Annotated in this window: 40 protein-coding genes; 19 read left to right on the top strand and 21 right to left on the bottom strand. The window is 28.9% G+C overall.

Translation table 11 applies throughout. The annotated features are described in order from the left end of the window. Positions 1-33 precede the first annotated feature (33 nt). On the top strand, positions 34-3,018 hold the full coding sequence (locus tag FDK22_RS03400) for a diguanylate cyclase (RefSeq protein WP_138151482.1): 2,985 nt from the start codon (positions 34-36) through the stop codon (positions 3,016-3,018). A 20-nt stretch (positions 3,019-3,038) separates the two neighbouring features. On the opposite strand, the gene cowN is transcribed toward FDK22_RS03400, so the two are convergent. Continuing rightward, positions 3,039-3,353, bottom strand: a complete 315-nt coding sequence (gene cowN / locus FDK22_RS03395; protein WP_138151481.1) for a N(2)-fixation sustaining protein CowN — start codon at positions 3,351-3,353, stop codon at positions 3,039-3,041. Positions 3,354-3,457: 104 nt separating this feature from the next. Between cowN and FDK22_RS03390 the strand changes: the two genes are divergently transcribed. Next, entirely contained in the window at positions 3,458-4,462 is a 1,005-nt protein-coding gene (locus FDK22_RS03390; RefSeq protein WP_138151480.1) for an AraC family transcriptional regulator, read from the top strand. Positions 4,463-4,488: 26 nt separating this feature from the next. Here the strand turns inward: FDK22_RS03390 and FDK22_RS03385 are convergent, their stop codons facing one another. The 18 genes from FDK22_RS03385 to FDK22_RS03310 all read right to left on the bottom strand — a co-directional run bounded on the left by FDK22_RS03385 (position 4,489) and on the right by FDK22_RS03310 (position 13,499). Continuing rightward, complete coding sequence (locus FDK22_RS03385; protein ID WP_138151479.1) at positions 4,489-5,517, bottom strand: tyrosine-type recombinase/integrase; 1,029 nt, start codon at positions 5,515-5,517, stop codon at positions 4,489-4,491. After that, entirely contained in the window at positions 5,514-5,831 is a 318-nt protein-coding gene (locus tag FDK22_RS03380; protein ID WP_138151478.1) for a helix-turn-helix transcriptional regulator, read from the bottom strand. The genes FDK22_RS03385 and FDK22_RS03380 overlap by 4 nt, the downstream gene beginning before the upstream one ends. Continuing rightward, positions 5,828-6,007, bottom strand: a complete 180-nt coding sequence (locus tag FDK22_RS03375; RefSeq protein WP_138151477.1) for a hypothetical protein — start codon at positions 6,005-6,007, stop codon at positions 5,828-5,830. Before FDK22_RS03375 ends, FDK22_RS03380 begins: the two co-directional genes overlap by 4 nt. After that, entirely contained in the window at positions 5,985-6,197 is a 213-nt protein-coding gene (locus tag FDK22_RS03370; RefSeq protein WP_138151476.1) for a hypothetical protein, read from the bottom strand. Before FDK22_RS03370 ends, FDK22_RS03375 begins: the two co-directional genes overlap by 23 nt. A gap of 190 nt (positions 6,198-6,387) precedes the next feature. Further along, entirely contained in the window at positions 6,388-6,687 is a 300-nt protein-coding gene (locus FDK22_RS03365; RefSeq protein ID WP_138151475.1) for a MazG nucleotide pyrophosphohydrolase domain-containing protein, read from the bottom strand. 21 nt (positions 6,688-6,708) lie between these two features. Further along, a complete protein-coding gene (locus FDK22_RS15690; protein WP_171012907.1) occupies positions 6,709-6,867 on the bottom strand; it encodes a hypothetical protein in 159 nt (52 codons plus the stop codon). 126 nt (positions 6,868-6,993) lie between these two features. Continuing rightward, positions 6,994-7,218, bottom strand: a complete 225-nt coding sequence (locus tag FDK22_RS03360; RefSeq protein ID WP_138151474.1) for a hypothetical protein — start codon at positions 7,216-7,218, stop codon at positions 6,994-6,996. Further along, the gene (locus FDK22_RS15685; RefSeq protein ID WP_171012906.1) at positions 7,215-7,376 is read right to left on the bottom strand and encodes a hypothetical protein; all 162 of its coding nucleotides are present in this window, start codon (positions 7,374-7,376) and stop codon (positions 7,215-7,217) included. The genes FDK22_RS03360 and FDK22_RS15685 overlap by 4 nt, the downstream gene beginning before the upstream one ends. A 244-nt stretch (positions 7,377-7,620) precedes the next feature. Further along, complete coding sequence (locus FDK22_RS03355) at positions 7,621-8,160, bottom strand: hypothetical protein (protein WP_138151473.1); 540 nt, start codon at positions 8,158-8,160, stop codon at positions 7,621-7,623. 9 nt (positions 8,161-8,169) lie between these two features. Beyond that, positions 8,170-8,985 (bottom strand): phosphoadenosine phosphosulfate reductase domain-containing protein, encoded by an 816-nt coding sequence (locus FDK22_RS03350; protein ID WP_138151472.1) that lies wholly within the window; start codon positions 8,983-8,985, stop codon positions 8,170-8,172. 133 nt (positions 8,986-9,118) lie between these two features. Continuing rightward, on the bottom strand, positions 9,119-9,439 hold the full coding sequence (locus tag FDK22_RS03345) for a hypothetical protein (protein ID WP_138151471.1): 321 nt from the start codon (positions 9,437-9,439) through the stop codon (positions 9,119-9,121). 4 nt (positions 9,440-9,443) lie between these two features. Next, positions 9,444-9,782 carry a hypothetical protein gene (locus FDK22_RS03340; RefSeq protein ID WP_138151470.1) on the bottom strand — a complete coding sequence of 113 codons (339 nt, stop codon included), beginning with the start codon at positions 9,780-9,782 and terminating at the stop codon, positions 9,444-9,446. Beyond that, complete coding sequence (locus tag FDK22_RS03335) at positions 9,779-10,642, bottom strand: lambda-exonuclease family protein (RefSeq protein WP_138151469.1); 864 nt, start codon at positions 10,640-10,642, stop codon at positions 9,779-9,781. Before FDK22_RS03335 ends, FDK22_RS03340 begins: the two co-directional genes overlap by 4 nt. After that, positions 10,639-11,283, bottom strand: coding sequence for a Rad52/Rad22 family DNA repair protein (locus tag FDK22_RS03330; RefSeq protein ID WP_138151468.1), 645 nt, complete (start codon positions 11,281-11,283; stop codon positions 10,639-10,641). The genes FDK22_RS03335 and FDK22_RS03330 overlap by 4 nt, the downstream gene beginning before the upstream one ends. After that, positions 11,280-11,567, bottom strand: coding sequence for a hypothetical protein (locus tag FDK22_RS03325; protein WP_138151467.1), 288 nt, complete (start codon positions 11,565-11,567; stop codon positions 11,280-11,282). The genes FDK22_RS03330 and FDK22_RS03325 overlap by 4 nt, the downstream gene beginning before the upstream one ends. 94 nt (positions 11,568-11,661) lie before the next feature. Then, positions 11,662-12,012: a hypothetical protein gene (locus tag FDK22_RS03320; RefSeq protein WP_138151466.1), complete on the bottom strand. Its 351-nt coding sequence runs from the start codon at positions 12,010-12,012 to the stop codon at positions 11,662-11,664. Between the two features lie 92 nt (positions 12,013-12,104). Beyond that, on the bottom strand, positions 12,105-12,494 hold the full coding sequence (locus tag FDK22_RS03315) for a hypothetical protein (RefSeq protein WP_138151465.1): 390 nt from the start codon (positions 12,492-12,494) through the stop codon (positions 12,105-12,107). A 441-nt stretch (positions 12,495-12,935) separates the two neighbouring features. Beyond that, positions 12,936-13,499 (bottom strand): GIY-YIG nuclease family protein, encoded by a 564-nt coding sequence (locus FDK22_RS03310; RefSeq protein WP_138151464.1) that lies wholly within the window; start codon positions 13,497-13,499, stop codon positions 12,936-12,938. 143 nt (positions 13,500-13,642) lie between these two features. Here FDK22_RS03310 and FDK22_RS15675 point away from each other — a divergent pair, with 143 nt between their 5' ends. Continuing rightward, entirely contained in the window at positions 13,643-13,810 is a 168-nt protein-coding gene (locus FDK22_RS15675; protein ID WP_171012904.1) for a hypothetical protein, read from the top strand. A 653-nt stretch (positions 13,811-14,463) separates the two neighbouring features. Here FDK22_RS15675 and FDK22_RS03305 read toward each other — a convergent pair. Continuing rightward, a complete protein-coding gene (locus FDK22_RS03305) occupies positions 14,464-14,970 on the bottom strand; it encodes a hypothetical protein (protein WP_138151463.1) in 507 nt (168 codons plus the stop codon). A gap of 60 nt (positions 14,971-15,030) precedes the next feature. Then, positions 15,031-15,687, bottom strand: coding sequence for a S24 family peptidase (locus FDK22_RS03300; RefSeq protein ID WP_138151462.1), 657 nt, complete (start codon positions 15,685-15,687; stop codon positions 15,031-15,033). A gap of 121 nt (positions 15,688-15,808) precedes the next feature. Between FDK22_RS03300 and FDK22_RS03295 the strand changes: the two genes are divergently transcribed. The 16 genes from FDK22_RS03295 to FDK22_RS03235 all read left to right on the top strand — a co-directional run bounded on the left by FDK22_RS03295 (position 15,809) and on the right by FDK22_RS03235 (position 24,181). Further along, entirely contained in the window at positions 15,809-16,006 is a 198-nt protein-coding gene (locus FDK22_RS03295) for a hypothetical protein (protein WP_138151461.1), read from the top strand. Between the two features lie 26 nt (positions 16,007-16,032). Next, a complete protein-coding gene (locus FDK22_RS03290) occupies positions 16,033-16,497 on the top strand; it encodes a hypothetical protein (protein ID WP_138151460.1) in 465 nt (154 codons plus the stop codon). A gap of 409 nt (positions 16,498-16,906) precedes the next feature. Next, entirely contained in the window at positions 16,907-17,656 is a 750-nt protein-coding gene (locus FDK22_RS03285; RefSeq protein WP_138151459.1) for a phage antirepressor KilAC domain-containing protein, read from the top strand. After that, a complete protein-coding gene (locus FDK22_RS03280) occupies positions 17,656-18,387 on the top strand; it encodes a helix-turn-helix domain-containing protein (protein ID WP_138151458.1) in 732 nt (243 codons plus the stop codon). Before FDK22_RS03285 ends, FDK22_RS03280 begins: the two co-directional genes overlap by 1 nt. Continuing rightward, positions 18,377-18,964, top strand: a complete 588-nt coding sequence (locus FDK22_RS03275; protein ID WP_138151457.1) for a hypothetical protein — start codon at positions 18,377-18,379, stop codon at positions 18,962-18,964. The genes FDK22_RS03280 and FDK22_RS03275 overlap by 11 nt, the downstream gene beginning before the upstream one ends. Further along, on the top strand, positions 18,964-19,134 hold the full coding sequence (locus FDK22_RS15670) for a hypothetical protein (RefSeq protein WP_171012903.1): 171 nt from the start codon (positions 18,964-18,966) through the stop codon (positions 19,132-19,134). Before FDK22_RS03275 ends, FDK22_RS15670 begins: the two co-directional genes overlap by 1 nt. Beyond that, entirely contained in the window at positions 19,131-19,727 is a 597-nt protein-coding gene (locus FDK22_RS03270; RefSeq protein WP_138151456.1) for a hypothetical protein, read from the top strand. The genes FDK22_RS15670 and FDK22_RS03270 overlap by 4 nt, the downstream gene beginning before the upstream one ends. After that, entirely contained in the window at positions 19,724-19,882 is a 159-nt protein-coding gene (locus FDK22_RS15665) for a hypothetical protein (protein ID WP_171012902.1), read from the top strand. Before FDK22_RS03270 ends, FDK22_RS15665 begins: the two co-directional genes overlap by 4 nt. Continuing rightward, entirely contained in the window at positions 19,879-20,157 is a 279-nt protein-coding gene (locus FDK22_RS03265; protein ID WP_138151455.1) for a hypothetical protein, read from the top strand. The genes FDK22_RS15665 and FDK22_RS03265 overlap by 4 nt, the downstream gene beginning before the upstream one ends. Continuing rightward, entirely contained in the window at positions 20,154-20,297 is a 144-nt protein-coding gene (locus FDK22_RS15660) for a hypothetical protein (RefSeq protein WP_212744970.1), read from the top strand. The genes FDK22_RS03265 and FDK22_RS15660 overlap by 4 nt, the downstream gene beginning before the upstream one ends. A gap of 133 nt (positions 20,298-20,430) precedes the next feature. Further along, positions 20,431-20,751 (top strand): hypothetical protein, encoded by a 321-nt coding sequence (locus FDK22_RS03260; protein ID WP_138151454.1) that lies wholly within the window; start codon positions 20,431-20,433, stop codon positions 20,749-20,751. Beyond that, positions 20,729-21,109: a RusA family crossover junction endodeoxyribonuclease gene (locus FDK22_RS03255; RefSeq protein ID WP_138151453.1), complete on the top strand. Its 381-nt coding sequence runs from the start codon at positions 20,729-20,731 to the stop codon at positions 21,107-21,109. The genes FDK22_RS03260 and FDK22_RS03255 overlap by 23 nt, the downstream gene beginning before the upstream one ends. Further along, a complete protein-coding gene (locus FDK22_RS03250; RefSeq protein ID WP_138151452.1) occupies positions 21,090-21,431 on the top strand; it encodes a hypothetical protein in 342 nt (113 codons plus the stop codon). Before FDK22_RS03255 ends, FDK22_RS03250 begins: the two co-directional genes overlap by 20 nt. Then, positions 21,418-21,771 carry an HNH endonuclease gene (locus FDK22_RS03245; protein WP_138151451.1) on the top strand — a complete coding sequence of 118 codons (354 nt, stop codon included), beginning with the start codon at positions 21,418-21,420 and terminating at the stop codon, positions 21,769-21,771. The genes FDK22_RS03250 and FDK22_RS03245 overlap by 14 nt, the downstream gene beginning before the upstream one ends. Before the next feature lie 105 nt (positions 21,772-21,876). Then, complete coding sequence (locus tag FDK22_RS03240; RefSeq protein ID WP_138151450.1) at positions 21,877-22,503, top strand: P27 family phage terminase small subunit; 627 nt, start codon at positions 21,877-21,879, stop codon at positions 22,501-22,503. Then, positions 22,493-24,181, top strand: a complete 1,689-nt coding sequence (locus FDK22_RS03235; protein ID WP_138151449.1) for a terminase large subunit — start codon at positions 22,493-22,495, stop codon at positions 24,179-24,181. The genes FDK22_RS03240 and FDK22_RS03235 overlap by 11 nt, the downstream gene beginning before the upstream one ends. Positions 24,182-24,210: the final 29 nt, after the last annotated feature.

Below are 24,210 nucleotides of genomic sequence, written 5' to 3'. Positions count from 1 at the left end.
TTCTATTTTCAAAAAGGGGGAAATCAAAGTACAATGAAAATAAGGCTTTTGTTTCTATTCGTACTATCTTCGATTTTAATTATAGGGTTAACTTTTTTTTATATTGAGTATGATAAAAATCGACATCTTGAAAAAGTTACAAAAGACTATGTTAAAGCTTATAATACTGTATATAATGATGAAAAAGATTTAAGTTATGTTATATTAAAAAACTTTTTAGACTTAGGCAATATACAAAATAGACTTTATAATTTTGATAAATTACCAAAAAATATGCAAGATTATATAAGAGAGGTAACTTATAACGAGTTACAAGAAAGATATAATAATTATAAATTCTTAGGAATTAGACAAGTTCATATACATCTTCCTGATAATACAAGTTTTTTAAGAATGCATTTACCCCAAAAATTTGGAGATAATTTAACAGGGATAAGACCAACTGTTGAGTATGTTAATAAAAACAAAAAAGAGATTGATTCTTTTGAAGAGGGTCGTGTTCAATATGGACTAAGATTTGTTTATCCAATTTTTAGGGATGATATTCATGTGGGAAGTATTGAAATCTCATTTGGAGCCTATGCCCTTATTTCTAAATTAATAAATGAATATGGTGTTTTAAGTAATTTTTTTATCAAAAAATCAATAGTTAACAAAAAAACTTTTAGTTTCTCTAATACTAGATATATAAGTTCACAACATGAAGATTTTTATTTAGATAAAGAGATTGTTGATAAATTAAAAGAGGTTTCAAAAAAGGATTATGTAAATCTTCTTCCTCCTAAAAAGACAATAAATCAAATTAGGGAAATTGGTATAGGCGTAACCCCTGCTTCTATATATGTTGATTCTTTTAATTCAATTATTACTGTAATACCAATATTTAATAAATTAACAAAAGAAAATATAGGTTTTTTAACAATTAGAAGTAATGGCTTAGTTATAAAAGACTCTGTGTTTTTTGCATATGTAATAATGTTTGGATCGATTTTCACTCTTGCATTAATCGTTTATATCTTTTTTATTATAAGTTCAAAGGGAAGATTATTTAGATCTATGCTTAGATATTCAAGTGAAGAGGTTTTTATATTAGATTTAGATGGTAATTTAATTGATTGTTCTTTAAAAGCATCAAAGAAATTAGGTTATTCAATGGATACTATGAAAACTTTAAATATAAGCCATTGGGATAAAAATATGTCTTTAGAAGACTTTAAAAAAATGGCTGAAACTTTAGATGAAGAACCTAAAACTTTTAATAGAATATTTACAAAAAGAAATGGTTTTACCTACGATGCAGAAATAAGTATAAATCTATTTGATATTGATGGGAAAAAAGTAATTTATTCTTCCGTTAGAGATATTTCTGAACACAATAGAATATTAGAGATTTTAGATTATGAACGAAATAAATATAGAAATATATTAGAACTCTCTTCAGATGGTATCCATATTATTGATGCAAAAGGAAGATTAATAGAATTCTCTGAAACTTTTGCCCAAAATCTTGGTTATACAAGTGAAGAGTTAGAAGAACTTAGTGTTTTTGATTGGGATGTGGGACTTTCATATGATGATATACTAAGTAAAACAGAAAACTTAATAAAAAAACCTGATACCTTTGAAACAAAACATAGAAGGAAAGATGGTTCTATTTTTGATGTTCAAATCACTGCTAAGGGTATTGAAATTGAGGGAGAAACCTATCTTTATGCTTCACAAAGGGATATAAGTGTATTAAAAAATAAAGAAAAAGAGATTAATAATATAAATAAAAAACAAAAGTCTTTATTATCTTTATTTGAAAAAGGTGATTCTGTTTTATTTAAATGGAAAAATGATGAAAATTGGTCAACTGAGTATGTGTCTTCTAATGTTAAAAATCTTTTAGGGTACTCAAAAGAAGAGTTTTTATCTAATAAAATTAAATACGCTACTTGTATTCATGAAGATGATTTCAAAAAGGTTAAATCTGAAGTTGAATCTTCAGTTAATAATAAAAAAGAGTTTTTTAAGCATTCTCCATATAAGGTTATTACAAAAGAGGGGAAAACAAAATGGATATTGGATTATACAGTTACAGAAAAAAATAGTTATGGTGAAATAGAGTACTTTATTGGTTATTTAATTGATATCTCTGAACATGAGAACCTTATTGCAAATCTTGAAAAATTTGTTGATGCTCAAGAGAATATAATAATATTAAGTAATGGTGAAAAAATATCATATGCAAATAAAAAGTTTTTTGATTTCTTTGGCTTTAATGATTTAAAAAGTTTCCATGAAAATTATAATTGTATCTGTGAAAGATTTTTAGAAAATGAGAAGTTTTTCCATATAGGAAAAATTGGAGGTTCTAAAAAGTGGATTGATCAAATTGAAAAATTGCCTGACAATAAAAAAGTTGTATCTATGTTAAGTAAACACTTTGAAGTTCATGCCTTTTTTGTAAATGTAAATAAATTTGATGAAAATCTTTTAATTGTGAGTTTTACTGATATTACTCAAACAATGATTGAACAAATTGCCCTTGAAGAAAAAGTTGTCCATGATAAGTTAACAGGTGCTTATAATAGAGAATATTTTGAAAAAAATTATAAACTACTTTTACAAAGATATGAAAAGGATGGTTTACTTGCCTTAGCTTTTTTAGATATTGATTACTTTAAAAAAGTAAATGATAGATATGGACATGATATTGGAGATGAGGTTTTAATTAAATTTGTTGAAACAATAGATAAATATTCTAGAGAATCTGATATTTTAATTAGATGGGGTGGAGAAGAGTTTATTTTAATATTAAAATTAAAAAGAAAAAAAGACCTATTCCCAACCTTAGAGAAATTAAGAAGTCTTATAGAAACAGTTTCTTTCCCTCAAGTTGGTAATATAACTTGTTCTATGGGAGCAACTATTCATAAAGAAAATGAAAATATCTATACAACAGTAAAAAGAGCTGATAAAGCAGTTTATGATGCAAAAGCCCAAGGACGAAATAAAGTTATTATAGATATTTAAAAAGTGTTATTAATTTGATATTAACAACACTCCTGTTCACATTTGTTAAGTGCATTTAATCCTTTCTCATCTTCAGCTTTTTCAAACAATTCATCTAAATAAAAACTATTAGAACAAACCAAATAAAGTAAGGCCTCTTTTTCATCATCTTTTGGATTTCTAGTATAATAGGCTTTTGGAATCATCGGAACAACTTTTTTCCAATAAATATTCATGTTTTTTGGATTTTCTAAAACCCTTAACATATTATCTATAACTACACAAGCATTTTCAAAACAATCTATATTTTTAAAACTTATATAGCTTTCATCAACTCTTATTTCATTATTTGTCATAGACTCTCCTTGTTGTATTTATATACAATTATATATTTAAGCTTGTCTATTTACTATGTTACAATATGAATAATTAGTGACATTTTACGAAAATTGTAGGAAATATGGCAGAAATATCAAGTTTAACTTTTCATTATGTATTAAAATCTTTAGAAAAAATAACATCTATAAAAGTTGATGAGATGTTACAATTAGCTGATATTCCCTCTGAAGTTATCTCTTGTCATGAAAATAAAATTGATAGTAAAAAATTATCATCAATTTTTAGATATTGTGCTAAAAAATCAAATAATCCATATTTAGCTTTGCATATAGGTCAAGCAACTTCATATCAATCTTTAGGGATTTTAGGTTACTTACTTTTAAATACAAAAAATCTAAAACAGATAATTGAAAAATTCAACACTTATCAAAAACTAATAAGTGGACATTTCAAGTTTTATTTCAATGATGATGGAACATATTACAAATTGGCTATTTATATAAATGAAAACCCAATGATTCCAGTTCCAAATTTTCATGCTCAGGTACATCTATCATCTATTGTTTCAATTCTTTCACAAATATTAGGAGAAAAGGTGTTCCCTGACTATACTTGTTTTTCTCAAAAAGCAGAAGAAAATCTAGAAGAATATATAAAGATTTTTGGAAATAATATAAGTTTTGAAAAACAAGAAAATGCAATTTTTTTTAAAAAAGATAGACTTAATATCCCTGTAAAAAACTCAAACTCTTCTATGTTAGAATATTTTGAAAATCAAGCAAATAAAATTTTAGATGAACAAAAACAAGAGTCATGGTATTTCAAAGTAGAAAAAGAGATATTAAAAAATATAGGAGTAAATGAAATCACCATTGAGTTGATTGGAAAAAATCTTAATCTTTCTCCAAGAACACTCCAAAACTATTTAAAAGCTGAATCAAAAACTTTTAGAAAAGCTTTAGATAGTATAAGACAAAAATTGGCAAATCATTATATTAAAAATACAAAAATGGACTTAGGTACAATCTCTATTTTTTTGGGATATAGTGAACCAAGTTCTTTTTTTAGGGCATACAGAAGATGGTATAATACAACTCCAAAACAAAAAATAAATCAATCTTATTAAACTGTCGTTAATTAACAATTCCCATATTATCGTGCTTGTAGGTCTTGGTGTGTCGATTTTGTGCTAAAATCATCTAAAAAAGTAGTTTTTCTTTCTCTTTTTGACTTGATATATTTAGAATATCTACTAAGTGTAATGCTTGGATTTTTATGTCCTAGCATTTGAGATACCCAAAGTAAATCCTCTCCATTAGAAAGCATATTTGAAGCGAAACTATGTCTTAATTGATATATTCCTCTTTTTTCAAGATTGCAAGTTTTTAAGAGTTTATCCCAAGAGTAGTTGAAATTTGCACTTGATAAGTAAGGTAAGTTTTTTGTATTAAGAAAAACATACTCCCTATTTCCAGTTATCTTGAATTGTTCTCTCAAATAGATTTCACATTGACTAAGCATATCAATAGTCCTAATCCCTGATTTAGTCTTAGAATCTGTTATATAAATATCTCCAATATTTAAATTAACATTTTCCCATTTAAGATTAAGTATCTCGTTTGGTCTTGCACCAGTATAAAACAAAATAGGAATTAAGTTTTTTAAAATAGGTGGAGCATTTTTTATTAGCTTTTGAATTTCTAATAAGTTAAATGGATTAATTGAATAGTCAGTTGTGCTTGATGGCTTCTTAATTACCAATGGGCTTGAAGTAATAAACTCTCTAATAAGTGCTTTCTCAAAAGATGGTCTTAGTATTGCTTCACAAGTATTTATACTTTGTCTATCATCAAAAGTTTTATACCATTCTTCAATATGTCTAGGCTTGATTTCTGATACTAACATTTTGCTAAAATATGGTACAATTTTACTATTATATAAACTATCGTAACTACGATAAGATGAAGTTTTAAGAGTGCTTTCTTTTTCTCTTAGGACTTCTTCGCACAATTCAATTAGTTTAGGCACACTTTTACCAACATTAAATTTTATAAAGAACTCATCATTTTTACAATATGACTCAAATAATTTTCGGTTTGCTTTTGTATCTTTTAGCTTTGTGGAAAATCTCTCCCCATTTATGCGAACATAAAGCATCCCTTTACGATTAAAGAATTTCATTTCTTTTCCTTATACTCTTTAATCGCACTTTCTATAAAACTGATTTTAGACTTATTTCCCTTAATGTTTTTGATAAAGTGTTTGCCTTGCCTAAACCTTCCATCTTTCATCATATTTTCAAGTGTGCTATTACTGATACCTAAATATTCTAAAACATCACTTCTTTTAGTTAAATCATATTCATGTTTAACTTCTTTTTTAATCTCTTTTATCTCTAACTCTAAAGATTCTATTTTTTCAAATAGTTTAGGAATAAGACTTAAATGTTCAAATATCCCTAATTGATTTTCTTTTGCACTTTCATTCTTACTCATAGTTCTACCTTCACATTAACTTCACTAATATATTGTGTATCTTCATCTATGCAATCAAAACCATCAAAACTAATATCCTTGATTTCCAACTTTGTCTCTTGCTGATACTTATTCAAAAGTTTTTGTATCTCTTTTTCAAGTTTTTCTTTTTTATCAATTGCTGTTTTTATTTTCATTATTTACTCCTGTTTTTAAAAGATGTTTAGCCTTATCTAAACAAACTGCTAATTCTCTTAACTCATCACCATCTAGAATTTTCTTGTCAATAGTTACTTCAAGCGATTCTGAATCTACAGCACTAAAAGTAGCAATTAGATCTGTTTCATTATCTTCAAATATTTCAAAGTTAGTTGGAAATGATGCCATTACTTCACCTTCTAAGTCATTGCGAAAATGATTATGACTAAAATCAAAATAATAAACCAAAACGTAACGGACAAAATTGTATCTCTCCCATTTTCATGTATATATCTTGGTTCGGGTGCTTTTGGCTTTGGTATTTCTTCTCTTTTTTTCATCTAATATCCTTTTAATGCAATAGCATAGATATACTATGCTATTTATTTTCTGTTCTTCCTAGCTCACAAGATATTTGAAAATATTTATCAACTTTTATAGCTTTTTTTATCCTCTTACTGGCTTGAAATATTTTACTCTTATCTAGTTTGCCCATATTTACAAGTTCGTTCATAACTGAAAGCAAATCAGCTAGTTCATTTTCTATTTTTTCTTGATTCGATAAAGTCTGATTCGGCTCAAAATCATCAAGACCAAATAGAATAGCTTTACTACATTCTTTAGCAACCTCACTACACTCTTCACTAAGTTTTAACAAATAATGTTGCTCTCTATTCATAATTAAATCCTTTCAATATATCTATGCTATTTCTCTAACTATATAACTTTCATAAATACAGTCATTGTCTTGATTCATTTCATCACACATTTTCTTAGTCTTCTTGTATGTATTAAAAATTTTGATTATTTCATTTTCAACAGATGGCTGTACTAAAAATACTCCGTATCTTTTATTCATCTTCTTTTCTATCCATCATTCTCTAGCCTTTCCAACAAAATACAACACAACGGAGTAAACAATTCCTACTCCAACAAACATTAAAATTAAGTTTTCGTTTTCGTTCATCTGTTACTCCTTTTAGTTTTAAATTTCCCCATATCTTTTTTTGTATTCAATCAACTCATTTTGATATTGTTCTTTTAATTTTTCTAACTCAATTATACAATCTGACATGGTTCGTAATATTTGAATATCTCCAACTTCTTCCATTAATATAATTTCTGCGATTTTTGTTGCAAATGGTTTATATGTGTGTCTAAGTTTATCAGAAACTTCTATATCATATCTATTGATTTTTCTTTTTATCATCTTCTTCTCCTCTTTCCATGTTCTAAAAGTCTAAAAGGCTTTTTATCTCTTAATGGTTTTTCAGGCATTAATTCATTCTTTACTACCATTACCCCAGGAAAATACTTCTTAAACATCTTATATTCTGTTTCATTGAAAGCTACTAGACATGGTGTCATCACTTCTCCTTTATCGGTGTAAAAAATCTAACTACTCCAACAGTAGCACCAAATAAAATTGCACCTAAAAATATTGTTTCTGCATCCATTTCAACAACCTTTTAATTTTTCTCTTTTCTTCTTGTTATACTCTTTATAGTATTCATTCAAATACCACCTCCTAGCATTTTCAGCACAACTTTCACAACAATAATAATAGCCATCGCTCTCGTTTTCTTTTTTGCACCATTTACAAATTTTCATATCAATACCTTATTTTACTCACAAAATTTTCAGCGACTTTTCTTTCTTTCTCATACTCATGATTAATCGCACCTTTTACTTCTCTCATAACCTTTATACTTACAGCAAAACTTCCAAATGGTTTTAAATAGTCATAAATTGGATATTTCCTTTTTCTATTCAAGCCATAACGCAATACTGCAACAGCAACATATTCTAAACACAATTCATCTTTACACATTCCAATATCAGAAATAAATCTATCTCTAATAATCGTGTTGTTTTTATGAATATAAGTATCTCTATCCTCTTGACTCATCATTGAGAATAGTAAGTCTTGCTTGTCTTTCAACTCATGATAAAGCAGTCTAATTTTCTTGATGTTTTTTCTATGTTTATTTTTATGCAAACTAACAACACCATCTTTGAAATCTTCAACTAAAGTTGCGTATAACATTTGAACTCCTACACCAATAAAGAGACAATCAAGAATAAACTCTTTTCTGGCTTTTGTATTGATGTGGGTTATCTTTGGCAGTTTAAATATTGGTGGGTGGCTCATATTTATCCTTTATATCTTGCAAAAACAATCTTTTAATGGCTCATCTGAAAAATCAAATAAACTTCCTTGTTTATCTTTTTCTTTAAATAGCTTTTCCATATCATCACAAGTTCTATGATTCATAAACCAAGTGCTAGAAACAACATTATTTAATTTTAATAATTTAGATTCGATTTTTTTCATTTTATCCCATGTTTCTGGATAATGCTTCCAAGTCATATAGAAAGATTGCTCTGACTGAAAAGGGCAAAAATCGCAACCAGTTCTAGAATAATGTCTATAAAGATGGTTTTCCATTTCTTGATCTATTAAATATTTTTTACAGTCATCTTCTTTCATTTTAAAAATATCTCTAAGAGGAAACTTAAAAGTGTATTTATCATAATTTTCAATTGATCTATTTTCATCCAACGTATATCCTATATAATAAACTACTTTTTCAAAATGCTTTGTAAATTTTTCCATTGGTTTAACTTTAGATTCTCTTCTCCAATAACACATCCCATTTGATAAATTTGGTAATCCTCTAATAGATCCTTTTCTTTCTCCTCGCTCTAATACTCCAAATGCCCAATGTTCAAAAGTAGATTTAGGTTTTAATATTGTAATTTTTTTATTATATTTTGATCTAAAATAAATTTTTAATTTTTCAATATAATCATACATTTTTTTATGTTCATGTAATGTATCAGTAAACAAAATATAATCAACTGGATAACCATTTTTTAATAACAAATCACACATAGTAACACTATCTTTCCCACCGCTAATTGTTGCTATATAAGTTGTATTTTCTTCTCTTTTTTTGACTTCATTCCTGCTCATATTAATCCTTTATTAATTTTCAATAGAGCCATACGACTATGACTCTCAAAAAGCTAATTGGATATAGGTTTAGCCTTGACCTTGATTAAAAGGGATTTGATCATCATCAATATCTATTTCAGGAATCACTCTATTATCTGTGTTGGGGATGTTGCATGGTGTTCTGCCCATACTGCCCTTGTGGATTTTGTGGATAACCTTGTGGATTGTAACCTTGTTGCGTTGGAGGTTGTTGATAACCTTGTGGTGCTTGTTGTTGATTATTTTGGTTGTCTCTGTCATACACACTTAGATTTCCATCAAATCCAGTTGGAACTGCATCAAGTTTGATACTCATTCCTCCATCATCATAAATAAAAAGACTTCCTACTGTTAGATATCTTTTTTTCTCTACACCATCTTTCATGTATGTACCCGTTGTTGCTACTATGTTTTTTACTTGACTTACTGCCATTTATTTATCCTTTACATTCATTTATTAACCTATTCCATTCTTCTTCATCTGCTCGGAACACAAAACCATTTTGATTCATCATCACTTTTATAAGCTCAATATGATTAACCAAGTCCTTATTGCTAACTTCTGTTAAACTCTTTGCTTTAAAATTTTCATCTTTTGGAAAATTAGTTAATTGCTTCAAGAGTTGATGGATACTATCTTTTGATAACCTTCTCATATCAACTTTGATGTATCCAAAAACTTTATGATTTAATTCTATGGGGTAATCAAGATTTTGTTTTATATCATTGATTATTGTTCCCCAAAACAAACGATTGAAGTTTGAACTTATTTTCATTTTACACTCACTCTAAAACTACCTTTTCTTTCTCCTTCATATTTAGATAAATCCACATCTTTTAAAAGTGCTTTGTTATCTTTATACAGTTGCGAATAATTAACCGATTTAGAAGGTTTAGTATAAGAAATAGTAACTCCACCGCCAAAAGTTTTACCACCTTGATAAAATTCAAGAAGTGCTTTTTTTGCATCTTCTGCTTTTTCTTTTGCTTCTTCTAACTCTTTCATGTGAAGCTTATAATTATCAACTGCCATAAGAAATTCATCATTTTCTGACATATCAAATTCTTCAACTTTTAAAGTGTCTTTTTCTTCATCAAACCTTTTCCATGATTCTTTAATAAACAAAATAGCTTCCATATCAGGAAGTATCGGCTTACTATATGCAGTTTCACAAGTTTTTGGATTATAAGCTACTAAGTAGGCTTGGTCTACTTCATCAAAAACCATCATTTGATGTTGAATTTGAAAATAGTAAACATCAGGAATAATTCCATCTTTTAAATCATTGAAAGTTTTTTCACTAACCTTGATTTCAATAATAGTATCTCTTGAAAAATTGATTCCATCAAGTGAAGCTAAGTAATCATCTTTTATCCCAACTAAAGGCTTAAAAGTATCATTGAATTTCATTTCTGCTAGTGTTCTCACATCATCTTCAAACTCATTACCCATTTGCATTGCCTTAGAATAAAAAGGCTCATATTCACCTCTTAACTGCATAGCTAATTGTTCTTTAGATTGAAAAGGACTTACTCCACATACAATAGGAGTTCTTGAAGCAGTCTTGTAATGTTCAAGTCTTGTCTTGTGCCAAAGTTCACTACCTTGTTTTAAATTTAAGATATTGCAACTCATTTTTTATCCTTTGCTTTTTTGTTTTCAATCTGTTTGTTTATTATCTCAATCATCTTGTTATAGTCACGACCTTTTAAATCTTCTAACTTGTCAATCATAAAGAAGGTGCAAAGTTCTTTTTCATCTATTTTTATTGTTTGATTTAATTTTCTGATATATTTAACTTGTTCATCTGTAATAATTTGATAAGATTCTTTTGATTCATTTGTAATATTTTGGTTATCTTTTTCGTACAATGCTAATCCAAAAATATCGCCAAATGTTCTCAAGGCTCTTTTAAGTGCATCTGTTTCAGCTTCTTTAGTTGCACTTTCATGTGCCTTTCCTAAATCCTTATCAATACCTTGTCCGAATCCGTAGCCTTCACGAATAAGTCCATCAACAGTTACCTTAACTTTACAAGTGTAACCCACATAATTAAGCATAATATTTGTGTCATTCCCCTGCTTGTCTTTCTTTGGCTTCATTTCTGTTTGAACTAAATTCATATCTAAAGTTTCAGCACTCCATTTATACTCAAATGCTCTGTTTGCTTCACTTATTGCATGGCTTCCAGTTATATATCCAACTTGTCCATAACCTTCTTTTCTTGATTTAATATGCCTCTGGTTGAGTGGCTCTTTTAATATTTTAATATTCATCTCTCACCCCTTATCAATGTATTAGTCAATTGTTCAAAAGTATAACCTTCTGAAATAACCATGTCACATTTATCAAAATATGCTCTAAAGATGGTTTTTAACTCTGTAAAAATAGTGTCTTGTTCTATCTTCTCATTATTTGCAAAGGTAAAAGCTTCTTCTAACATTTCTCTAAACTCAGCGATATTTTCTTCTTCAATCGCCAACCACATTCCGTCACGTTCTTCATGTTTCATTAAGTCATAATCATGTGATTCTAAAGCACTCATTACATATACTCCCAATATTCATTTTTTATAGCTATTTTCTCAACTTCTCTTGGAGTTGATACAGTTTCAATTTTTAATGTTTTTCCGTTTTTGTTGCAGATTCTTATTTTCATGATTTGTACTCATCATCTAGTATCCATTGGCAAGCATGAATTACTGTTTCAATTTCTGTTTCCCCAGAAAAGCAAGCCTTAGCAAAATCTTTAATTTCAAAACAATAATAAGAAACAAAAGAATGACATATATTTGGTGGCTCAGTTTGGCAAGAAATAGAAATTACACTAACATTTAGTGTTTTGTGTTTCAATATCCACTCTTTACACTTATGTGCTAATTCGTAGATATTAATTTGATAATAATCATCTTCGTTTACTAAATATCCAAGAGTATTTTCTTCATATGAAGACATAGATATAACATCTTTATCTAAAACCTCACTCAACAACTCTTTACTTATCATCACAACCCCCTTCTCACAAATTCACTAAAACCTAAATCCCATGCACCAACTGTAATTATTAGTGCTATTAATATGTTTGATAGTTCCATTATTTAGTCCTCTAATAAATCTAATTCACTATAATTTTTAGCTACATGAAGATTAAATTGTTTTTCTCTATGATTTAAAGCCCATTCGGTCACAGCATTTAATATTGGTTTACTATTTTTTGAATCAGCCCATCCACAAAAACCTATGAAGCCATCACTATTAAAGCTAACCGCTTCACGTCCTTCCCAATCTTCTGTACTCATGGTTATAAATTTTGCATTTCTAAGTCTATCAATAGTTGCCGTACCATGATAAATGCCTGATTCTTTTAAGTGTTTATTTAATATTTCAACTAACTCTTTAATCATTTCTATGTTTATATTTTCAGACGTAATATTTTGTAGTCTTAAAATATTTCTAACTTTGTCATTTTCTGTTAAAACTTGTTCCATAACTTCCTCCTAATATTTTTTAATCTCTCACATAAGGACAACACACTATTTAATGCCTGATTACATCAAATGGAAATCATCTTTTAGGAATAAACGCTAAATCTAAAAATTTAATAATAAGGAATTCTGTTGTCCTCATGTGAAAAATCTTAAATAAGTGCAACACAGACTATTTATGAACGGATTTCCATAAATTTTTAACTTAAACTATTACTCGTATTCGTGTTCTGTTGCACTTGTGTAAAATTTCTTAAACAGTTTAATGATTCCGATTTTCACCAATAGGTAGTAGGATAACTGTAAACCTACTTAACAATAATAAGACTAATTAACAATAGTATCTCGACAACTCATACTTTATTTATACTCCTGATGCTAGGTCGGTTGGAGTGTTTGAGTAACTCACTCAATAATGTCCTACGAATAGGACACTATGAATGGTTATAAATATTTCATTACTTCAATTTGTCCATCCGTTGTAAGCCTTTGGAGTGAAGAAGGATATTCTTTATACCAATTAAGCTCTTTCCTGATTTGCTCATTTATTTTTTTCAGTTCTTGATTAATGGCATCTTTCTTCTTTTCTAACTTTCTAATTTTTCTTAAGCTATTTTTTGTATGTTCTTCTTTATTTTTTTCTGCAATTTTAGATTCAATATTTAAAACTTTATCTATAAAAATTTCGCTTTTTATCAGTTCAATATCCTTATTAGAAAGGTCAAAATATTCAAGCCTAAATCCATTATTTTTGTCTTTAAATAATTCATGACAAGCTTTTTCTTTTTCTGATACAAATTCATCAAAATGTATGAAATGTATAATTTCAATATCATCAAAGAATTCTTTTGCAAGTTGTTTAATTCTTGCTTTTAAAGAATGAGTTTTGCCTATCTTGTATCCTTTTGGAGTTTTTACAACATATACCCATCCTTTTCTTTTTTTAATACTTTCATCTTTAGTTGAATACCAAGGATAATAAGTTGATGGTAAATCATCTATACACATAAAGTCTCCTCAAAAAATATTTTTGTTACGATAAATGTAACATTTGTAAAATAAATTATAGCTTAAAATATTACGTATTACGTAACAAAAATTAAAATTTATGCTACAATACAAAATATGTAGTATATTAATAAGGAGTGAGAATGTTTGGATATGATGAAATTAAAGAGTTGATTAAAGACTATGAAAATGAAAAATTAAAATATGTTGATGATGAAAGTTTTGATTTGATGATTATTATGAATAAAGAAATATTACAAGATGTAGAACACGAAATTAGGATGTATATTAATAGAATGGGGTTAGTTTAAATATTTAAGTGTAGATTTTGTGGGTTAGAGTATATTTATAATAAGAAAACCCTCCGCCCAAGACTGGCAGAGGGGAAAGGCTAAATGTGGTACGCCTTTATAAGTGATGTGCTATTTTGTTAGCTTGTCCTTTACGGCAGAAAGCAACACCGTAAGTATAGGGCCAACGCAAGCGATAACTAGTGCTTCCTCAAATCCAATCATGAGGACACCTCCTAAACAGAGAATACCACCCCGCAACCCTCTTAGGCAAACAAGCAACCCTAAATGCAAACCGCAAAAAAAAAGCCTAAACCCCGAAAGGTCTAGGCTCTATCTCTTGTTTATTAAGGGTGTCCCTATGGGTCATCCGAAGCTTTCATCACTTTTTGTTTATAGTCCACAGTACCACGTGTAGACTCGATAGCTAATCGACTAATAGAATACATGACTACATATATCTATAAATATAATATAATATAATTTGATTATAATGTCAATATAACTATAGTATAAAAAGCTATATTCTAAAGAATAATTACATACTGTAACACTAAAATTTAATTAAATTACATGATGCAATTATTTAAACCCCCACCACAAAACCAAAACTACCAAAGTAAATACTGCTGATACCTTTAGTCTGTAGATTAGGTAGTGGAAGTTCAATTCTTTTAATTACCTTTGCATTTTTCAATAGCAGCGTTAATTGCATTTTCTGCATTATCAAGAGAAAAATTAAAATATGTTCTTCCGTTGCCATGCCAATTTAATTCAAGGAGCATTTTTTTAGATTTTTTTAGATTTTGAATAGCCCATTTATCATAAGAAAAGTGTATAAATTTAGATCCCCAATCTTTGCTCATTGAAGCTGTTTCAACTTTATCATCAAATTTAACTCTTGTTTTAAAAGTGCTATACCCACTTTCAGCAGTAGTATTTACTATATTTGGAGAAACAGTAAAACCTATATACGCCCATTGATTTATTTTGTCACAACCAACTGCCAACCAAGCTTTTGTAGAAGCATATGGAAAGTCCATTTTTTTTGTAGGATATGTAAACTCTGAGTGTGCGAAAGCTTCAATTTTTCCAGTCATTTCATCTTTATCTATTTGAACTTTCCAATCCCCAAATAAAGAGACAATTGACATTAATGTAATTATCATTATTTTCTTCATATTAAACCTTTATAATAATCTAATCTATTATATCAAAATAATGTCTCTTAAATGTCTCATCTAAAATCGTTTTGGTTTTTTCTGAACCGACACGAGCCTTGACATTTTAAGAAATTCTGGATACTTAACTTCAATATTGTCATATTCTCCATTAAGAGGTTTTAAATATATGCTCCCATCTTCCCTTATTTTAAATACTTTTATTCCATTATCATCAGGGTCAGGTGAACCATATTCGTAACTATAATGCACAACTTCACCGTCTTCTATCCCATTATTTTTTAAAGATTCAAAAATTACAATATCCTCATTAAAAATATATGTTTCCATAGAGTCTCCAAAGGCTTTAACCGCATATACATTTTCTTCTTCTCCTACATAATCTATAGTTTCATCAATAGATGAAAAATCAAAGCAAGGCGAAGGGACTCCACATGAGCTAAGTCCCAATACAGGTATTTTCCTTGCAGATGGAACATATTCCCCTTTCTCTTCTAAAAGTATTTTTGGGTCACATTTTAAAAATATTGCAGTCGAAGCAATATAATCTGTTGGAAATTCATGAACTCCATTAAAATATCTATTAAATCTCGTTCTTTCCTTGCCTTCTATTTTATCTTTTTTCAGAAGAAACCTAATTAATGAAATTTGAGTTAATCCCTTTTCATCTAAAAGTTTTAATATTTTAGGTCCAACTGTAAAAACCTTGTTTCCCATAATGTTCCTTTATTTTTGTTACATTAATTGTAACATTTAATTTATATCGTAATACGTAACATTTTAAGTAAGGTTTAAAAATTATTTTGTTACGATTAACGAAACATATTAAGGATTTTAAATGTCAGCATCTGAGTCTAGTGTTAGAGTTGCTAAACATAGGGTTGAAAAAAAACTAAAAAATGGTGACTTGCCCACTTTAAATAATTTAAAAATATTAAAAGCCAACAATGAAGACATAAGGCCATACATTAGCAAATCTAAAAAAATCCTTGATTCAATTGTTAAGAAAAGTATATCAACTGTAGAAAATAATTAATAGGTTTGATTATGGAGGAAAAAACCATGTGTAATAAAAGAAGAGAAAACATAGAGTTTCACGCAAAGCTCAAAAGTGCAACGCAAGCATACGCACAAGATAAAGGTGTAACTTGGTCTTGTTATTTTGGAGATTTACTATTTCCTAGTAACCCAAATGGGGAAGAACAATTTAAGGGGTTATTTAATCAAACAAAATTAACTTCTTGGCATATAGCTTTATTATTAGAGGAAATTGGAAATTATGCTTATCCTGTACTACATAATAAAAAAATTGAAAAATATGAAACAGAAGAAGAATTCAAAGATGAAATGATTAATTTAATGGATGAATTAGGTGAAACTTGTAGAAAAGCAAAAGTGATATTAGATGATGAAAATAAAACTTTTGATCCAGAAGAAGCAAAAAGGTTATCAAGCTTCACACAAAGAATTTTATCAATTGCTTTAAATACACATTTAAGAACTGAAAAATCAAAACATTGGGAGTAAATCATGAACGAAACATTACATTTAATACATACAAATCAAAAGATTGAAGTTAAAAAATTAGATTTATCAAAAGCTAAACAAATTATCGTGGCTATACCCGAGTCAATAGACAGTCACAAAATTTTTTCATAATAACTCCCAAGAGGGGTTGAAATATACCCCTTTTGTAGCTTTAAAAGTTTTCATTATGTGGGAATTTTTAAGGTTACTGGCTTGCTTCCGACCAAAGAGTAAAGCCAATAACCACACACCGAAATAGTGTCTGATTAGTTTATCCAATAGGCACTTAAGTTCTTTTTACAAAGCCAACTCCTTGAACTTCAATTCCTTCAAAGACTAAAGAGGGAGTTGGTTTTACAGTTGTATTTGTAAAAACTGATTTAGCTTAACGTCTTTGAAGGATTTAATCATGAGCTTAAACTTACAATCTGACTTATTTAGTCAAGAAATCGTTACAGAAAAAAATGGTGAACTACTTGTTAGTTCTTTAGTTATTGCAGAGAATGTACAAAATTCACATGAGACAGTAATGAGATTAATTAAAGAAAATATTACTGAACTTAGAGAATTTGGAACAGTTGAGTTTACGGATTTGAAATCGGAAAACTCAAACGGTGGACGACCTATTAAAATTACACACCTTAATGAAAATCAATCAATGTTAATTATGTCTTTTATGAGAAACAACGAGATAGTAAAAAGATTTAAAGTTAATCTTGTAAAAGCATTCTCACTTATGAAACAAAAACTATCTCAATCAAACTTCAATATTCCACAAACTTTCAGCGAAGCTTTATTGTTAGCTTCAAAACAAGCTGAACAAATTGAACTTCAAGAAAAACTTTTATTAGAACAAAAACCTAAAGTAGAATTTTTTGAAGCAGTAACAAATAGTAAAACTGCTTTTGATATGGCAAAAGTTGCGAAGGTATTAGATAAAAATATTGGAAGAAATAAACTATTTGAATTTTTGAGAGAAAAAAAGGTTTTACAAAAAGACAATATACCTTTTCAAACTTTCATAGATAGAGGATATTTTAGAGTAATTGAATCTAAATATACAAAGCCTGATGGAAGTACCAATATAAGCCTTAAAACACTTGTATATCAAAAAGGAGTTAATTATATAAATAAACTTCTTGAAAGAGAAGGTGAGTAATGAGCATTAAAGTAATGGAAAAAGTATTTAGAGATGAAACTTTAGATCCTAATAAAAAACTTATTATGTTAGCTTTAGCAGACAATGCGAATGATGAAGGATATTGTTATCCATCAATCAATACTATTGTTTTAAAAACTTCTCTATCAAAACCTACTGTAATAAAACACATGAAAGAACTTGAAGGGAAAAGCCTTTTATTGTCTAAAAAAAGAAGTAGAAAAAACGGAAGTTCAACTACTAAAATTTATATAGTTTATCCTCTTGAAAATCTACAAAATCTTGATGAAGAAATTAAAGAAAAATTTGAGCAAAGTAAAGAGGCTTTACCCCACCACCAAAGTAAAGAGGCTTTACCACCTAGAGGGGGGCAAAGTAAAGAGGCTTTACCCCTTGAACCATCACCTTCTTTATTTAACCATCACTTATTTAGTAAATTAAGCAAGTCGGAGAAGGATTTGTATTTAGAATATTCTGCCCTTAGAAAGAAGATGAAATTACAGACTACTTTAAAAATCCATGATAGATTATTGCAGAAATATTTTGACTTTGGAAGAAATGAAGAAATCATAAAAAGAGCTATTGCTAGTAATTGGAAAGACTTTTATCAGGTTAAACAACAAAACAACCAACTATCAAAACGAGAGCAATCTGATAAATTCATTGATGATTACTTTGCAAATATGCAAAACCAAGATGTTCAAGATTGTGAGGTGATTTATGAGTGCTAATATTACATCAAACGACATAATCAAATACGTTTCAAGAGTTTTAAACGTAGATATTACAAATTCTTTAGTTATGCAAGACATGATAGAAGATTTAACAAGTATTCATGATTTAGGCCTATTTAGATTCTTCATCAAAGAGAATTTCAATGAATCCAAATATCAGTATCTAACTGGATATCAAAAGTTTTTAGCACTTGTAAAAGATTTTAAAAAACAAAATGCACCAAGATTAAATTCACAACAAAAATCGAAGGTTGAGGACTATTCAGAAAGATTATTTAAAAAGACAGTTGATGTTTTCGATTGGGTAAATTGGGAAATTCAAATAGGTAAAGACTTATATTGCAAAGAGATAAGCAAAAGACTTTTTGATGAATTTGGTAATGAGCCTAAAGATTTAAAAGTTTTAGAAATGATTGGTAAAAGACCTGAACTTGTAAGGCTTGTGAGATACCACAAAGAAGTTTTAAGAGAAAAGATACAAAAGATTGTTTTCAAATTAACACTTGAAAAAGAATATCCACAATTAACACATAAAAGTAAAGAGCAGTTAGTTCTTGAAAGATTAGGTGCGTAATGACTAAAAAAATAGATGCAAAACATATCAAGTCAATCTCTTATGACAAACAAACAAATCAAATGAGTGTATTCAATGAAAAAGGACTTTTACTTTACAAGCAATACACAACAGAAGAAACATTTAACAAAGCAGTTTCAAAATTATTAGATGCAAAGAGTGAAGCATGAGACGTAGAAGATGCAAAGTGTGCAATGAACTTTTTACACCATACAGACAAAACAATATTATTTGCAAAAGTGAAACTTGCAAGAAAATACATAGACGAGAGAAAAGAAGAAAAGAGGAAAGAGAGTTCAACTGTATCATTTGTGGAACATTAACTTGGACTGCAAAAGACGACCAAATCACTTGTGCAAGTAAAGAATGTACTAAGCAACACGCATTGAACGCAAACAAGAGATATGTTAAACAAATGATGGCTTACTCAAAAAAGCATAACTATTCAAACAAAGATACACATAAGAAAGTTTATTCAGATGAAGAAATGGTTTATATCTTAGTTGAAAAACACTTCAATAGTAAAAATAAAGATATTGCTAAAAAATTAAAAAGACATATTAAGTCAATCTCTTACAAGTTTAATGAAATGCAAAAAAATAAAGAAGAATATTCACATATTTTTAGGGAAGCTAACAGTCAAATTAGTTTGAGAATTACAGAGCAAGAATTTATCAAATGTGATAGAAACTTAATATCTAAAAAAGACTTGATTCAAAAACACAATAACAAATTAAATAAATACTGGGAGAGCGTAGCATGAAAAGTTATATCACATGGAGCAATTACGATACTCAAACATTAATCAATATGAGAAAAGCAGGATGCACTTTTAAAGATATCCAAAGTGAGTTAGAAGATTATAGGGAACTAAAAGCGATTAGAGTTAAAGCAATAAGATTAGGACTTACAAAATGAATAGAAAATATGAAGAAACATTTTTTAGCGATGGTGGAGTTGTACCTTCTGAAACCAAAAATGATGGAAGTAAAAACGACTTCTATAAAATTCCTGATTGGGTTGAGGATGTAGATGATTTACATGAGTATCTACAATTAGATGGATATGAATTTAATATCTTAAAATCACTTTGGAGTAGATTAGGCAATAGACATGGTGCAACTAATCCAATAAGAGAAGCTAAAAAGTGTTTGCATTATGCAGAAAAAAGATTAAAGAGAGTTCAGAAATGATGATGTATTACGCAAAGCCACCAGTTAGCGATTGGATAGCAAGTCTATCAAAAGAGAGAATAGCATATTTAAAAGTAGAGTACAAAGATTATGAAAAACCACTATATAAAGCATATTGTGATGAATGGGGCGAAGAATGACTAAACTTGCAGAAAACGAATTTTACAAGAATGGTATCTATTTTAAGAGAAGTAAAAAAGGTCATATCCTTTATGCAACTACAAGTAAAACGCAATGGGATAAGAATAAGAATGACAAGAGAGTGGAGAAATAGTGACTGCTCCATATTCTAAAGCACAACAGCTTCACAAGGTTAAAAAGAAGCAAGATAGAAAAGTAAAAAAGGCAGAACTTGAAGCAAGAGTAAAATTTATTCTTAGTAAAGAGTTTTGTCAAATATGTGGAAGTGATGATTTAGATTATCCACATCATGCAGAATTTGGACTTGCAAAAAAAGATGATAGAACACTAATAAACATTTGTGTTCCTTGCCATAGACACATACATCAAATTGGTTTTCCTATTCATGGACTAAGCAGAATTGATACTATAAAAATTGGGTGGGAGAACAATGAAGAATTTATTAATTCTTAAAACTATTCCAATCTTACTAAACAAGTTATATCAGCCAATAATTAGAAATGGCAGACCATCTATTATTAAAAATAAAAAAGCAAAAGAGTTTATTCAATTAGTACAGATGGAAGCCATAAGACAAAAAATAAAAAAGATAGATGGAGAAGTTAGTTTTAAATGTGATGTACTAATCAAAGATAGAAAAAACTATGACATTGATTCAGTAATAAAACTTTTATTTGATAGCTTAAATGGAATAGCTTATAAGGATGATAAGTTTATTGTTGAGTTGATAGTAAGAAAGCATACAAATGCCGAATTTGATGGGTTAAACATTTTAATTGAGGAGGTAGATAATGAGCAAAATTTGCATTAACAATTCAAAGCATTACATACTAGATGGTTTAGTATCAGGAAACATTTGGATAGCTTCAAAATTATGTTTCAGATTCGGATTACATACACAATTCTTTAATGCAATTCATAGACAAGATTATTCAATCAATGCAAAGATATTTAAAACAGGTGGAATAGTATTTGTTGAATTGCCAAAAGAAATACAATTAATGATTGATAAAGGATATGTAAGTCTAAAACTAGCACCAGAAGATATTGAGTCAGACTTTGATTATATATATGAACTTACTAACAATACAAAGATTGGATTCTATAAAGGATTAGATAATGCCGAGCATTAATAATAAACATTGTTCTAAACATGGAGTGTATCAAGGGAAAAGATGCCCGAAGTGTAAGCAGCAGATAGAAAAAGAATATAACAAGACCTCAAGGAATAAAGAGAATCAATCTGTTTATCAATCTAAGAAGTGGAAAGACTTAAGACAAGAAGCAATCATTAGGGATGGTTTTAAATGTACTAGCTGCCATGCTGCTATTGGATTAAAGCATAGAGACCACGTTGTAGACCACATTGTAGAAATACAAGATGGTGGAGCAGCATATGATTTAGAGAACTTGCAAACTCTTTGTATGAGTTGCCACAATAAAAAGACGAAAGGTAAAGGGGTAGGGGTATGAAAATCTTATCAGACATAAAGAGCGATTTATCGACACCCAAAACTCTTTTCCCTCGCTTTGGATTTCAAAAATTTTAAATAGGTTGCAGTAAAGGTTGTAGTTAAAATGCAGAATCAAAAAGATACATTAAAAATTTTAAATTGTGATAAATCTACACTATCAAGGTATGTCAAAAATGGTGAACTTCAAAGATTTAAAAAAGGTAGGAATACATTTTATGATGAACATGAAGTTGCTGCACTTGTAAAAAAAATTGAAGCCAATAAAAAAAGAGTTGGAATAGAGATAAAGCCAAAAGAAAAAATTAAACTTCCCCCAAAGATAGAACAAGAGACACAAGTATTAGCTGCTAATTCAAAACTTACCGCACTTGGTATTGAAATACTATCAACAGCAACAAAAGATTTAATTGATATGGGATTATATGAACAATGCGATAAACAAATACTTTTATGCTATGCACTATCAGCACAAGCATACAATCACTACTATGTTAAATCATTAGAATGTGGTGTACTGCTAAGTGGAGATACTCATGAGTCAGAAGATGGAACTTTAACAGTTGAATTAAACAGAGCAACAGTACATCCATATCACAAAATGATGTTAGACCATCAAAAGATGATGTTGAATTATAGTGATAGGCTTGGTTTAAATCCACTTGCAAGAACAAAACTAGAAACTAAAGAAAAAAAAGAAAAAGGTATTTTAGATATTTTAAATGAAGAATAGAGAATTTAATGAGCCTAAATTTTATTGGGAACTAGCAAAAGAATATATTAATAAAAAAACCAAAGAATTAACAAATAGTGAATATTATATTGATGAAAAATTAGCTTATAAGTGTGTTAGATTTTCTTCCATGCTCAAACACACTTCAGGAGAGTTTGCAGGAGTTAATTTTCAATTTCAAGTGTGGCAAATAGAATCTATCATAGACATATTCGGAACAAAATATAAAAGTGGAATGTTTAAGGATTTAAGAAGATACCAAAAGGCACTTTTCTTTATGCCTAAGAAAAATGGTAAATCAGAGTTTGCGGGAGTCCTTCATGCAATAATGTTTTTTATTGATCATGAAAAAGCAAAAGAACAATATTCAATAGCAACAGAAGCAGAACAAGCAAAGATTATTCATAAAGTATTTTTGACAATGATTAAACAAGAGCCTGATTTATTAGGCTTAGTTAAAAGCACAGTTAAACCACCAAGAATAACTAAAGAAGATGGAGCATTTGAGGACGAATTCCAATCTCTTACAAGTTCGGCAGACACAAAGGATGGGTTAAGACCTTCATTCTTAACAGTAGATGAAGGACACGCACATAAAACAATAGACCTTTATCAGATTATGTCAGATGGTTTGGCAGGAAGAAACGAGCCTTTAGAGATACACCTTTCAACTGCAGGCTACAATATGCAAGGTTTCTTTTTTAGACTTATATATACTTATGCTAAAAAAGTTAAAAAAGGAATAATAAAAGATGATAGATTTTACCCTGTACTGTTTGAGCCAAGTGAAGAAGATTTAAAAAATGATGACTTTTGGAAAGACAGAGAGATATGGAAAAAAGCTAACCCAAATTTAGGTGTGAGTCCAACTTATTCATATATGGAAGGTAAAATCTCACTTGCTAATGAATCAGAAGAAGCATTAATCGCATTTAAAACAAAACACTTAAATGTTTGGTGCGATAAGCCTATGACTTGGATTAAAAGCAATGTGTGGACGAGAGGTCAAGAAAAAATTGGCTTCACTAAATTAAAAGAGTTAAAAACAAAAATAGCTTATGGTGGACTCGATTTAGCTTCAACAACAGATATTGCAGCATTAGTTTTAATTTTTCCTACTGAAAGTGGCTATATGGATATACTCACTAGATTTTGGATACCAAAAGACAACCTAAGAGAAAGAGCAAATAGAGACAAAGTGCCTTATTTAGATTGGGAAAAGCAAGGATTAATAACTGCCACAGATGGAAATATTATTGATTACAATGTAATTAAGAAAGACATTCAAAGATATTGTGAGTTTTTTAATATAAAACTACTAGCGTATGATAGATGGAATAGTAGTCAATTAATAACAGACCTAAATAATGAAGAAATTACAACTTTAGTTCCATTCGGACAAGGGTTTGCTTCAATGTCAGCACCAACAAAGCAAATTGAAGTTCTAGCACTACAAGACAATTTAAATCATGGTAATAATGAAGTGTTAAATTGGATGTGCAGCAATGTAGTATTAAAACGTGATCCATCTGATAATATAAAAATAGACAAAGATAAATCAATTGAAAAAGTAGATGGCATGGTAGCACTTGCAGAAGCAGTTGGAGTCTATCTGACAGATAAAAAAGAGGAAGAAGAAATAAACCCTTATGAAGATAGAGGCTTTAGATTTATTTAGTCTATATTGATTCCAAGTAGTCTAAAAAC

It is taken from the genome of Arcobacter arenosus (genome assembly GCF_005771535.1).
Classification (GTDB): domain Bacteria; phylum Campylobacterota; class Campylobacteria; order Campylobacterales; family Arcobacteraceae; genus Halarcobacter; species Halarcobacter arenosus.
This window is presented reverse-complemented; position numbering and strand designations above follow the sequence as displayed.

What these genes read in the sequence shown, in the direction of transcription:
- FDK22_RS03400 (WP_138151482.1), top strand. Translation starts at nt 34, where the DNA reads ATGAAAATAAGGCTTTTGTTTCTATTCGTACTATCTTCGATTTTAATT.
- cowN (WP_138151481.1), bottom strand. Translation starts at nt 3,353, where the DNA reads ATGACAAATAATGAAATAAGAGTTGATGAAAGCTATATAAGTTTTAAA.
- FDK22_RS03390 (WP_138151480.1), top strand. Translation starts at nt 3,458, where the DNA reads ATGGCAGAAATATCAAGTTTAACTTTTCATTATGTATTAAAATCTTTA.
- FDK22_RS03385 (WP_138151479.1), bottom strand. Translation starts at nt 5,517, where the DNA reads ATGAAATTCTTTAATCGTAAAGGGATGCTTTATGTTCGCATAAATGGG.
- FDK22_RS03380 (WP_138151478.1), bottom strand. Translation starts at nt 5,831, where the DNA reads ATGAGTAAGAATGAAAGTGCAAAAGAAAATCAATTAGGGATATTTGAA.
- FDK22_RS03375 (WP_138151477.1), bottom strand. Translation starts at nt 6,007, where the DNA reads ATGAAAATAAAAACAGCAATTGATAAAAAAGAAAAACTTGAAAAAGAG.
- FDK22_RS03370 (WP_138151476.1), bottom strand. Translation starts at nt 6,197, where the DNA reads ATGGCATCATTTCCAACTAACTTTGAAATATTTGAAGATAATGAAACA.
- FDK22_RS03365 (WP_138151475.1), bottom strand. Translation starts at nt 6,687, where the DNA reads ATGAATAGAGAGCAACATTATTTGTTAAAACTTAGTGAAGAGTGTAGT.
- FDK22_RS15690 (WP_171012907.1), bottom strand. Translation starts at nt 6,867, where the DNA reads ATGAATAAAAGATACGGAGTATTTTTAGTACAGCCATCTGTTGAAAAT.
- FDK22_RS03360 (WP_138151474.1), bottom strand. Translation starts at nt 7,218, where the DNA reads ATGATAAAAAGAAAAATCAATAGATATGATATAGAAGTTTCTGATAAA.
- FDK22_RS15685 (WP_171012906.1), bottom strand. Translation starts at nt 7,376, where the DNA reads ATGACACCATGTCTAGTAGCTTTCAATGAAACAGAATATAAGATGTTT.
- FDK22_RS03355 (WP_138151473.1), bottom strand. Translation starts at nt 8,160, where the DNA reads ATGAGCCACCCACCAATATTTAAACTGCCAAAGATAACCCACATCAAT.
- FDK22_RS03350 (WP_138151472.1), bottom strand. Translation starts at nt 8,985, where the DNA reads ATGAGCAGGAATGAAGTCAAAAAAAGAGAAGAAAATACAACTTATATA.
- FDK22_RS03345 (WP_138151471.1), bottom strand. Translation starts at nt 9,439, where the DNA reads ATGGCAGTAAGTCAAGTAAAAAACATAGTAGCAACAACGGGTACATAC.
- FDK22_RS03340 (WP_138151470.1), bottom strand. Translation starts at nt 9,782, where the DNA reads ATGAAAATAAGTTCAAACTTCAATCGTTTGTTTTGGGGAACAATAATC.
- FDK22_RS03335 (WP_138151469.1), bottom strand. Translation starts at nt 10,642, where the DNA reads ATGAGTTGCAATATCTTAAATTTAAAACAAGGTAGTGAACTTTGGCAC.
- FDK22_RS03330 (WP_138151468.1), bottom strand. Translation starts at nt 11,283, where the DNA reads ATGAATATTAAAATATTAAAAGAGCCACTCAACCAGAGGCATATTAAA.
- FDK22_RS03320 (WP_138151466.1), bottom strand. Translation starts at nt 12,012, where the DNA reads ATGATAAGTAAAGAGTTGTTGAGTGAGGTTTTAGATAAAGATGTTATA.
- FDK22_RS03315 (WP_138151465.1), bottom strand. Translation starts at nt 12,494, where the DNA reads ATGGAACAAGTTTTAACAGAAAATGACAAAGTTAGAAATATTTTAAGA.
- FDK22_RS03310 (WP_138151464.1), bottom strand. Translation starts at nt 13,499, where the DNA reads ATGTGTATAGATGATTTACCATCAACTTATTATCCTTGGTATTCAACT.
- FDK22_RS15675 (WP_171012904.1), top strand. Translation starts at nt 13,643, where the DNA reads ATGTTTGGATATGATGAAATTAAAGAGTTGATTAAAGACTATGAAAAT.
- FDK22_RS03305 (WP_138151463.1), bottom strand. Translation starts at nt 14,970, where the DNA reads ATGAAGAAAATAATGATAATTACATTAATGTCAATTGTCTCTTTATTT.
- FDK22_RS03300 (WP_138151462.1), bottom strand. Translation starts at nt 15,687, where the DNA reads ATGGGAAACAAGGTTTTTACAGTTGGACCTAAAATATTAAAACTTTTA.
- FDK22_RS03295 (WP_138151461.1), top strand. Translation starts at nt 15,809, where the DNA reads ATGTCAGCATCTGAGTCTAGTGTTAGAGTTGCTAAACATAGGGTTGAA.
- FDK22_RS03290 (WP_138151460.1), top strand. Translation starts at nt 16,033, where the DNA reads ATGTGTAATAAAAGAAGAGAAAACATAGAGTTTCACGCAAAGCTCAAA.
- FDK22_RS03285 (WP_138151459.1), top strand. Translation starts at nt 16,907, where the DNA reads ATGAGCTTAAACTTACAATCTGACTTATTTAGTCAAGAAATCGTTACA.
- FDK22_RS03280 (WP_138151458.1), top strand. Translation starts at nt 17,656, where the DNA reads ATGAGCATTAAAGTAATGGAAAAAGTATTTAGAGATGAAACTTTAGAT.
- FDK22_RS03275 (WP_138151457.1), top strand. Translation starts at nt 18,377, where the DNA reads ATGAGTGCTAATATTACATCAAACGACATAATCAAATACGTTTCAAGA.
- FDK22_RS15670 (WP_171012903.1), top strand. Translation starts at nt 18,964, where the DNA reads ATGACTAAAAAAATAGATGCAAAACATATCAAGTCAATCTCTTATGAC.
- FDK22_RS03270 (WP_138151456.1), top strand. Translation starts at nt 19,131, where the DNA reads ATGAGACGTAGAAGATGCAAAGTGTGCAATGAACTTTTTACACCATAC.
- FDK22_RS15665 (WP_171012902.1), top strand. Translation starts at nt 19,724, where the DNA reads ATGAAAAGTTATATCACATGGAGCAATTACGATACTCAAACATTAATC.
- FDK22_RS03265 (WP_138151455.1), top strand. Translation starts at nt 19,879, where the DNA reads ATGAATAGAAAATATGAAGAAACATTTTTTAGCGATGGTGGAGTTGTA.
- FDK22_RS15660 (WP_212744970.1), top strand. Translation starts at nt 20,154, where the DNA reads ATGATGATGTATTACGCAAAGCCACCAGTTAGCGATTGGATAGCAAGT.
- FDK22_RS03255 (WP_138151453.1), top strand. Translation starts at nt 20,729, where the DNA reads ATGAAGAATTTATTAATTCTTAAAACTATTCCAATCTTACTAAACAAG.
- FDK22_RS03250 (WP_138151452.1), top strand. Translation starts at nt 21,090, where the DNA reads ATGAGCAAAATTTGCATTAACAATTCAAAGCATTACATACTAGATGGT.
- FDK22_RS03245 (WP_138151451.1), top strand. Translation starts at nt 21,418, where the DNA reads ATGCCGAGCATTAATAATAAACATTGTTCTAAACATGGAGTGTATCAA.
- FDK22_RS03240 (WP_138151450.1), top strand. Translation starts at nt 21,877, where the DNA reads ATGCAGAATCAAAAAGATACATTAAAAATTTTAAATTGTGATAAATCT.
- FDK22_RS03235 (WP_138151449.1), top strand. Translation starts at nt 22,493, where the DNA reads ATGAAGAATAGAGAATTTAATGAGCCTAAATTTTATTGGGAACTAGCA.